Annotated in this window: 6 protein-coding genes; 5 read left to right on the top strand and 1 reads right to left on the bottom strand. The window is 69.3% G+C overall.

Going from position 1 to position 8,241, the window contains the following annotated elements:
- Nucleotides 1-256: 256 nt before the first annotated feature.
- On the bottom strand, nucleotides 257-2,533 hold the full coding sequence (locus tag AB0D27_RS44395) for a (Fe-S)-binding protein (RefSeq protein ID WP_362521088.1): 2,277 nt from the start codon (nucleotides 2,531-2,533) through the stop codon (nucleotides 257-259).
- A 267-nt stretch (nucleotides 2,534-2,800) separates the two neighbouring features.
- On the opposite strand from AB0D27_RS44395, the gene AB0D27_RS44390 reads away from it, so the two are divergent.
- The 5 genes from AB0D27_RS44390 to AB0D27_RS44370 all read left to right on the top strand — a co-directional run bounded on the left by AB0D27_RS44390 (nucleotide 2,801) and on the right by AB0D27_RS44370 (nucleotide 8,158).
- Complete coding sequence (locus AB0D27_RS44390; protein ID WP_362521085.1) at nucleotides 2,801-3,859, top strand: MraY family glycosyltransferase; 1,059 nt, start codon at nucleotides 2,801-2,803, stop codon at nucleotides 3,857-3,859.
- A 125-nt stretch (nucleotides 3,860-3,984) separates the two neighbouring features.
- Nucleotides 3,985-5,838: a molecular chaperone DnaK gene (gene dnaK / locus AB0D27_RS44385; RefSeq protein ID WP_362521082.1), complete on the top strand. Its 1,854-nt coding sequence runs from the start codon at nucleotides 3,985-3,987 to the stop codon at nucleotides 5,836-5,838.
- A complete protein-coding gene (gene grpE / locus AB0D27_RS44380; protein ID WP_362521079.1) occupies nucleotides 5,835-6,494 on the top strand; it encodes a nucleotide exchange factor GrpE in 660 nt (219 codons plus the stop codon). The genes dnaK and grpE overlap by 4 nt, the downstream gene beginning before the upstream one ends.
- A gap of 33 nt (nucleotides 6,495-6,527) precedes the next feature.
- The gene (gene dnaJ / locus AB0D27_RS44375) at nucleotides 6,528-7,706 is read left to right on the top strand and encodes a molecular chaperone DnaJ (protein ID WP_362521076.1); all 1,179 of its coding nucleotides are present in this window, start codon (nucleotides 6,528-6,530) and stop codon (nucleotides 7,704-7,706) included.
- A gap of 5 nt (nucleotides 7,707-7,711) precedes the next feature.
- On the top strand, nucleotides 7,712-8,158 hold the full coding sequence (locus tag AB0D27_RS44370) for a helix-turn-helix domain-containing protein (protein WP_362521091.1): 447 nt from the start codon (nucleotides 7,712-7,714) through the stop codon (nucleotides 8,156-8,158).
- The last annotated feature ends 83 nt before the right edge of the window (nucleotides 8,159-8,241 follow it).

Below are 8,241 nucleotides of genomic sequence, written 5' to 3'. Positions count from 1 at the left end.
CTACCCCCCCGGGGGGGTGGCCGCAAGGGCGCTACGGGCGACGGGGGTGTGGGGGGGGCGGAGCCCCCCAGGTACGGGACGGGTAGGGGCGGAGGGGGCGAAAACCGCTTACGCCGTGCGGGGACGGGCGCGGTTGCCGCAGACGCGGCCGGTACCGCTCCCTTGGTCCATCCACTGGGAACGACAACACCCCATGTCCCCGGGTCATAAGGGGGCATGGGGTGCGTCGTCGCCAGGCTGTGCTCGAGAGCGGGGCCTACTTCACGGGCGCGGGCTCGGGCTCGCTCTCGGCCTCCGCCTCACCCGCCGGAGGCTCGTCGTCGACCGGCGTCCTGACGGAGTCCAGCAGCAGCTGGGCGACGTCCACGACCTGGATGGACTCCTTCGCCTGGCCGTCGTTCTTCTTGCCGTTGACCGAGTCGGTCAGCATGACGAGGCAGAACGGGCAGGCGGTCGAGACGATGTCCGGGTTGAGGGACAGAGCCTCGTCGACGCGCTCGTTGTTGATGCGCTTGCCGATCCGCTCCTCCATCCACATCCGCGCGCCACCGGCGCCACAGCAGAAGCCGCGCTCCTTGTGGCGGTGCATCTCCTGCTGGCGCAGGCCCGGGACGGCGGACATGATCTCGCGCGGGGGCGTGTAGACCTTGTTGTGGCGGCCCAGGTAGCAGGGGTCGTGGTACGTGATGAGACCGTCCACCGGGGTGACCGGCAGCAGCTTGCCCTCGTCGATGAGGTGCTGGAGCAGCTGCGTGTGGTGGATGACCTCGTAGTCGCCGCCGAGCTGCGGGTACTCGTTGGCGATGGTGTTGAAGCAGTGCGGGCAGGTGGAGACGATCTTCTTGGCGGACTTCGGCTTCTTCGTCTCCGCGGACTCGTCGTCCTCGCCGAACGCCATGTTCAGCGCCGCGACGTTCTCCATGCCGAGCTCCTGGAACAGGGGCTCGTTGCCCAACCGTCGGGCCGAGTCACCGGTGCACTTCTCGTCGCCGCCCATGATCGCGAACTTGACGCCCGCGATGTGCAGCAGCTCGGCGAAGGCCTTGGTGGTCTTCTTGGCGCGGTCCTCTAGGGCACCCGCGCAGCCGACCCAGTACAGGTAGTCGACCTCGGACAGGTCCTCGATGTCGCGGCCGACGACGGGGATCTCGAAGTCGACCTCCTTCGTCCACTCCAGGCGCTGCTTCTTGGCGAGCCCCCAGGGGTTGCCCTTCTTCTCCAGGTTCTTGAGCATCGTGCCCGCCTCGGACGGGAACGCGCTCTCGATCATCACCTGGTAGCGGCGCATGTCGACGATGTGGTCGATGTGCTCGATGTCGACCGGGCACTGCTCGACACAGGCGCCGCAGGTGGTGCAGGACCACAGGACGTCGGGGTCGATGACGCCGTTCTCCTCGACGGTGCCGATGAGCGGGCGCTCGGCCTCGGCCAGCGCGGACGCCGGGACATCCTTCAGGGCCTCGGCCGACGCCTTCTCCTCGCCCTCCATGGTCTTGCCGCCGCCCGCGAGCAGGTACGGCGCCTTGGCGTGCGCGTGGTCGCGCAGCGACATGATGAGGAGCTTGGGGGACAGCGGCTTACCGGTGTTCCAGGCCGGGCACTGGGACTGGCAGCGACCGCACTCGGTGCACGTGGAGAAGTCCAGCAGGCCCTTCCAGGAGAACTGCTCGACCTGCGAGACACCGAAGACGTCGTCCTCGCCGGGGTCGGTGAAATCGATCGGCTTGCCGCCGGAGGTCATCGGGAGCAGCGCGCCCAGCGCGGTCTCACCCCTGGCGTTCCGCTTGAACCAGATGTTCGGGAAGGCGAGGAAGCGGTGCCAGGCGACACCCATGTCCGTCTTCAGCGCGACCGTGATCATCCAGATGAAGGACGTCCCGATCTTGATCATCGCGGTGAGGTAGATCAGGTTCTGGAGCGTGGAAACGCTCGTCCCCTTGAAGGCGGCGACGATCGGGTACGAGGAGAAGTACGCGGCCTCGTAGCCGTGCACGCCGGCGAGGGCGCCCTCGAGGCCGCGCAGGGTCATGATCGCGAGGCCGATGATGAGGATGACGGACTCGACGAAGTAGGCCTGACCGGTGTTGGAGCCCGCGAACCGTGACTTGCGGCCCGCCCGCCCCGGCCGCGACAGCTGGCGGATCACGATGAGCGTGAGGATGCCGAGAGTCGTCATCAGGCCGATGAACTCGACGAAGATCTCGTACGGCAGCCAGTGGCCGATGATCGGCAGCATCCAGTCGGCCTGGAAGAGCTGGCCGAAGGCGTTCACGAGGGTGGCGACGAGCGAGAAGAAGCCCACGGCGACGAACCAGTGCGCCACGCCGACGATGCCCCACCGGTTCATGCGGGTGTGGCCGAGGAACTCCCTGACCACCGTGACGGTGCGCGCGGTCCAGTCGTCGGTGCGGGTGCCCGCGGGGACGTCCTGGCCGAGCCGTACGAACCGGTAGATCTGCGCGATGGCACGACTGAACAGCGCCACGCCGACCACGGCGAGTACCAGCGACACAATGATCGCGGCGAGTTGCATTTGGGGGCTCCTCGGGCCTGCGAGGTATTGCTCCGAGAGTGACCTCGAAGGTGATTACTAAGCGGTAACTTATGCAGTCCGTCTGAGACTACCCACTTCTTCCGCCGCACTGTAGCCAGGAGTGCGGTGATCTGCGTCGCTGAGGGGAACCTGAGTGGTCCGCGCCGCCTCCGCGCCTTGGCCGAGGAGGGACGCCCGAACCCCGGACGCATAAACCCGATCGTGTTAATCGCACGATACTGTGACAATCACGCCTAAATTGGCGACGTGCTGTATGGAATCACGGCCGCCACCGCCGCCCTGCTCCTCACCGCCGCGCTCGCCGCGCTGCTGCGGACGTTCGCCCTGCGCCTCGGGATGGTCGAACGCCGCCGGGTGCGGCCGGTTCCGCTGCTGGGCGGGGTGGCCGTGGTGAGCGGTACGGCGTTCGTCGCCGGGGTCGGGGACTGGACGCACGTCGCACCGCTGGGGCCGGATGCCGCGCGGCTGCTGGTGGCCGGGATGGTGGTGGCGGCGCTCGGGCTGGTCGCCGATCTGTGGCCCGTAGCGCTCGCGGCGCGGATCACCGTCGTGGCCGGCGCCGCCGCGCTGACCGTGCCGTACGACCAACTCGGCCTGCTGGGTGCGGTGGTGGCCGTCGGCTGGATCGTCTTCGTCACGCACGCCTTCGCCTCGCTCGACCACGCCGACGGGGTGATGGGGACCGTCGGTGTGCTCACCGCCTTCGCGCTCAGCGGATGCGCGGCCGCCGAGGTCATGGACGGGCTCGCGGCGCTGCTGAGCGTGCTGGCCGCCTCGCTCACCGGGTTCCTGATGCACGGCTGGCCGCCGGCCCGGATCGTGCCGGGGCGGTGCGGGGCGCTGTTCGCGGGGTTCGTGCTGGCCTCGGCGGGGGTGCTCGTACACGCGGAGAGGGAGGCGGGGGCGAGCGTCGCCTCGCTGTTCGCGCTGACGGCCGTGGCGAGCGCGGATGCCGGGCTCGTCCTTGTCTCGCGATGGCGCGCCGGGCGCCCGCTGTCGCGTTCCGGACCCGATCATCTCGTGCACCGGTTGCGCCGGGTCGGGCTGACCGGGCGGGGGGCCGCGGTCGTCATCGGGGTCGCCGCCTTCGCGGGGGCGACGGTCGGGCTGTTCATCGATCTGGGGTGGGTGGCGGCGGGAGCGGCGTGGTGGGTGGCGGGGGCCGTCGTGCTCGTCGCGGCGGTAGGGGGCGTGCGTCCGGTTTCTCTCCCCCGCCGCCCCTGCTCGATCCCCTCACCTGGCGGATCCGCCCCCAGACCTCCCTATCGGTCTGACGCCCTCGTCCTCAAGCGCCGGACGGGCTGAAAGGCATACCTGCGCGTAAGGTGCGGATAAGAGTTGAGCCCCCCCGACTCAGCTCTGTTGACCGAGCGCCGGGCGTCGTGCACACTTGAGTCCGTTCCACTCAAGTCATTGTTGGAGGCATCGAAATGGCACGTGCGGTCGGCATCGACCTGGGCACGACTAACTCCGTCGTCAGCGTTCTGGAGGGCGGCGAGCCCACCGTCATCACCAACGCCGAAGGCGCCAGGACCACGCCGTCCGTCGTCGCCTTCGCCAAGAACGGTGAGGTGCTCGTCGGCGAGGTCGCCAAGCGCCAGGCGGTCACGAACGTGGACCGGACCATCCGCTCCGTGAAGCGTCACATGGGCACGGACTGGAAGATCAACCTGGACGGGAAGGACTTCAACCCCCAGCAGATCTCCGCCTTCATCCTGCAGAAGCTGAAGCGGGATGCGGAGGCGTACCTCGGTGAGAAGGTGACCGACGCGGTCATCACCGTCCCGGCGTACTTCAACGACTCCGAGCGTCAGGCGACGAAGGAGGCCGGTGAGATCGCGGGTCTGAACGTCCTGCGTATCGTCAACGAGCCCACCGCCGCCGCCCTGGCCTACGGTCTCGACAAGGACGACCAGACCATTCTCGTCTTCGACCTCGGTGGCGGCACCTTCGACGTGTCCCTCCTGGAGATCGGGGACGGCGTCGTCGAGGTGAAGGCCACCAACGGTGACAACCACCTCGGTGGTGACGACTGGGACCAGCGCGTCGTCGACTACCTGGTGAAGCAGTTCCAGAGCGGCCACGGCGTGGACCTCTCCAAGGACAAGATGGCCCTCCAGCGCCTCCGCGAGGCCGCCGAGAAGGCCAAGATCGAGCTGTCTTCCTCCACCGAGACCTCGATCAACCTGCCCTACATCACGGCGTCCGCCGAGGGCCCGCTGCACCTGGACGAGAAGCTCACGCGCGCCCAGTTCCAGCAGCTGACGGCCGACCTGCTGGAGCGCTGCAAGACGCCGTTCCACAACGTCATCAAGGACGCCGGCATCAACCTCTCCGAGATCGACCACGTCGTTCTCGTCGGTGGCTCCACCCGTATGCCCGCCGTCGCCGAGCTCGTCCGCGAGCTGACCGGCGGCAAGGACGCCAATAAGGGCGTCAACCCGGACGAGGTCGTCGCCATCGGCGCCGCCCTGCAGGCCGGTGTCCTCAAGGGTGAGGTCAAGGACGTCCTGCTCCTCGACGTCACCCCGCTGTCCCTCGGTATCGAGACCAAGGGCGGCATCATGACCAAGCTCATCGAGCGGAACACGACGATCCCGACCAAGCGGTCCGAGATCTTCACCACCGCCGAGGACAACCAGCCCTCCGTGCAGATCCAGGTCTACCAGGGCGAGCGCGAGATCGCGGCGTACAACAAGAAGCTCGGGATGTTCGAGCTGACCGGTCTGCCGCCGGCCCCGCGCGGTGTCCCGCAGATCGAGGTCGCCTTCGACATCGACGCCAACGGCATCATGCACGTGACCGCGAAGGACCTGGGCACGGGCAAGGAGCAGAAGATGACCGTCACCGGCGGCTCCTCGCTGCCGAAGGACGAGGTCGACCGGATGCGCCAGGAGGCCGAGAAGTACGCGGAGGAGGACCACGCCCGCCGCGAGGCCGCCGAGACCCGCAACCAGGGCGAGCAGCTCGTCTACCAGACGGAGAAGTTCCTCAAGGACAACGAGGACAAGGTCCCCGGTGACGTCAAGACCGAGGTCGAGGCATCCGTCGAGGAACTGAAGGCCGCGCTCAAGGGCGAGGAGACCGCCGAGATCCGTACGGCCACCGAGAAGGTCGCCGCCGTCTCGCAGAAGCTCGGCCAGGCGCTGTACGCGGACGCCCAGGCCTCGCAGGCCGCCGGTGGCGCCGAGGGTGCTGCCCCCGGTGCCGAGCAGCCGAAGGCCGACGACGACGTCGTCGACGCCGAGATCGTCGACGAGGACCGTAAGGACGGTGCCGCGTGACGGAGGAGACCCCGGGCTTCGAAGAGAAGCCTGACGTCCCCTCCGGCGCCACCCCTGACGACGCCGAGCCGCAGACCGCCACCCCCTCTTCGGAGGGGGCGGCGGCCCCGGACGGGGACGCAGCAGCACAGTTGGTCGGCCTGACGGCCCAGCTGGACCAGGCCCGCACGGCGCTCACCGAGCGCACGGCGGATCTCCAGCGGCTCCAGGCCGAGTTCCAGAACTACCGCCGCCGGGTCGAGCGCGACCGGATCGCGGTCAAGGAAGTCGCCATCGCGAACCTCCTGACCGAGCTCCTGCCCGTGCTCGACGACATCGGCCGCGCGCGGGAACACGGCGAACTGGTCGGCGGCTTCAAGTCGGTGGCCGAGTCGCTGGAGACCGTCGCGGCGAAGATGGGGCTTCAGCAGTTCGGCAAGGAGGGCGAGCCCTTCGACCCGACGATCCACGAGGCCCTGATGCACTCGTACGCGCCGGACGTCACGGAGACGACGTGCGTGGCGATTCTGCAGCCGGGGTATCGCATCGGCGAGCGCACCATCCGCCCCGCGCGGGTGGCGGTCGCCGAACCCCAGCCCGGGGCGCAGACGGTCAAGGCCGACGAGTCGGCCGAGGCGGTTGAGGACAAGGAGAGCGGTGGCCCGGACGAGGGCTGAGCTTGACGGAATGAGGGAGGAGGGACGTCGAGGATGAGCACCAAGGACTTCATCGAGAAGGACTTCTACAAGGTCCTCGGCGTCCCCAAGGACGCCACCGAGGCCGAGATCAAGAAGGCGTACCGCAAGCTCGCCCGCGAGTTCCACCCGGACGCCAACAAGGGCAACGCCAAGGCCGAGGAGCGCTTCAAGGAGATCTCCGAGGCGAACGACGTCCTCGGCGACCCGAAGAAGCGCAAGGAGTACGACGAGGCACGCGCTCTCTTCGGCAACGGCGGCTTCCGTCCGGGTCCCGGCGCCGGCGGCGGTTCCTTCAACTTCGACCTGGGTGACCTCTTCGGAGGCGGTTCCCAGGGCCAGGGCACGGGAGGCTTCGGCGGCGGCATCGGTGATGTCTTCGGGGGCCTGTTCAACCGCGGTGGCACCACCACCGGCACCCGTACGCAGCCGCGGCGCGGCCAGGACATCGACACCGAGGTCACGCTGAGCTTCACGGAGGCGGTGGACGGCGCGACCGTGCCGCTGCGCATGACCTCGCAGGCGCCCTGCAAGGCCTGCTCGGGCACCGGCGACGCGAACGGCACGCCGCGGGTGTGCCCGACGTGCGTGGGCACCGGCCAGGTGGCCCGCGGCTCGGGCGGTGGCTTCTCGCTCACCGATCCCTGCCCGGACTGCAAGGGCCGAGGCCTGATCGCCGAGAACCCCTGCGAGATCTGTCAGGGCTCGGGCCGCGCCAAGTCGTCCCGGACCATGCAGGTACGGATCCCCGCGGGCGTCAGCGACAGCCAGCGGATCCGGCTGCGCGGCAAGGGAGCACCCGGCGAACGAGGCGGCCCCTCGGGCGACTTGTACGTCACCGTCCACGTGGACGCCCACCCGGTCTTCGGCCGCAAGGGCGACAACCTCACCGTCACCGTGCCCGTCACCTTCGCGGAGGCGGCGCTCGGCGGCGAGGTGCGCGTCCCGACGCTCGGCGGACCGCCGGTCACCCTGAAGCTGCCGCCGGGCACGCCCAACGGCCGCACCATGCGCGCCCGGGGCAAGGGCGCGGTCCGCAAGGACGGCACCCGCGGCGACCTGCTGGTCACCGTCGAGGTGAGCGTCCCCAAGGATGTGTCGGGCAAGGCGCGCGACGCCCTGGAGGCGTATCGCGAGGCGACCGCGGGCGAGGACCCGCGGGCGGAGCTGTTCCAGGCCGCGAAGGGAGCTTGAGAGTGATGGACGGCCGTCGGCGCAACCCGTACGAACTGACCGAGGAAACCCCGGTCTACGTCATCTCGGTGGCGGCCCAGCTCTCCGGCCTGCACCCGCAGACCCTCCGCCAGTACGACCGCCTCGGCCTGGTCTCCCCCGACCGCACGGCCGGGCGGGGCCGGCGCTACTCGGCCCGCGACATCGAGCTGCTGCGCACCGTCCAGCAGTTGTCGCAGGACGAGGGCATCAACCTGGCCGGTATCAAGCGCATCATCGAGCTGGAGAACCAGGTCGCCGCGCTGCAGTCCCGCGTAGTGGAACTGGAAGCGGCCCTCGACGGTGCGGCGGTCGCCATGCAGCAGCGCGAGGCCGCCGTCCACGCCTCCTACCGCCGCGACCTGGTCCCGTACCAGGAGGTCCAGCAGACCAGCGCGCTGGTGGTGTGGCGCCCGAAGCGGTCACCGGAATAGAGCCCGCACGCGCGAAGGGGCCCGGAGGGGCAAGGCCAACCGGCCCCCACGCGCCGGTCGTACAAAACCCCCGGGCCCCGCGG

It is taken from the genome of Streptomyces sp. NPDC048415 (assembly GCF_040651675.1).
GTDB lineage: Bacteria > Actinomycetota > Actinomycetes > Streptomycetales > Streptomycetaceae > Streptomyces.
This window is presented reverse-complemented; position numbering and strand designations above follow the sequence as displayed.

What these genes read in the sequence shown, in the direction of transcription:
- dnaK (WP_362521082.1), top strand. Translation starts at nt 3,985, where the DNA reads ATGGCACGTGCGGTCGGCATCGACCTGGGCACGACTAACTCCGTCGTC.
- AB0D27_RS44370 (WP_362521091.1), top strand. Translation starts at nt 7,712, where the DNA reads ATGGACGGCCGTCGGCGCAACCCGTACGAACTGACCGAGGAAACCCCG.
- AB0D27_RS44395 (WP_362521088.1), bottom strand. Translation starts at nt 2,533, where the DNA reads ATGCAACTCGCCGCGATCATTGTGTCGCTGGTACTCGCCGTGGTCGGC.
- dnaJ (WP_362521076.1), top strand. Translation starts at nt 6,528, where the DNA reads ATGAGCACCAAGGACTTCATCGAGAAGGACTTCTACAAGGTCCTCGGC.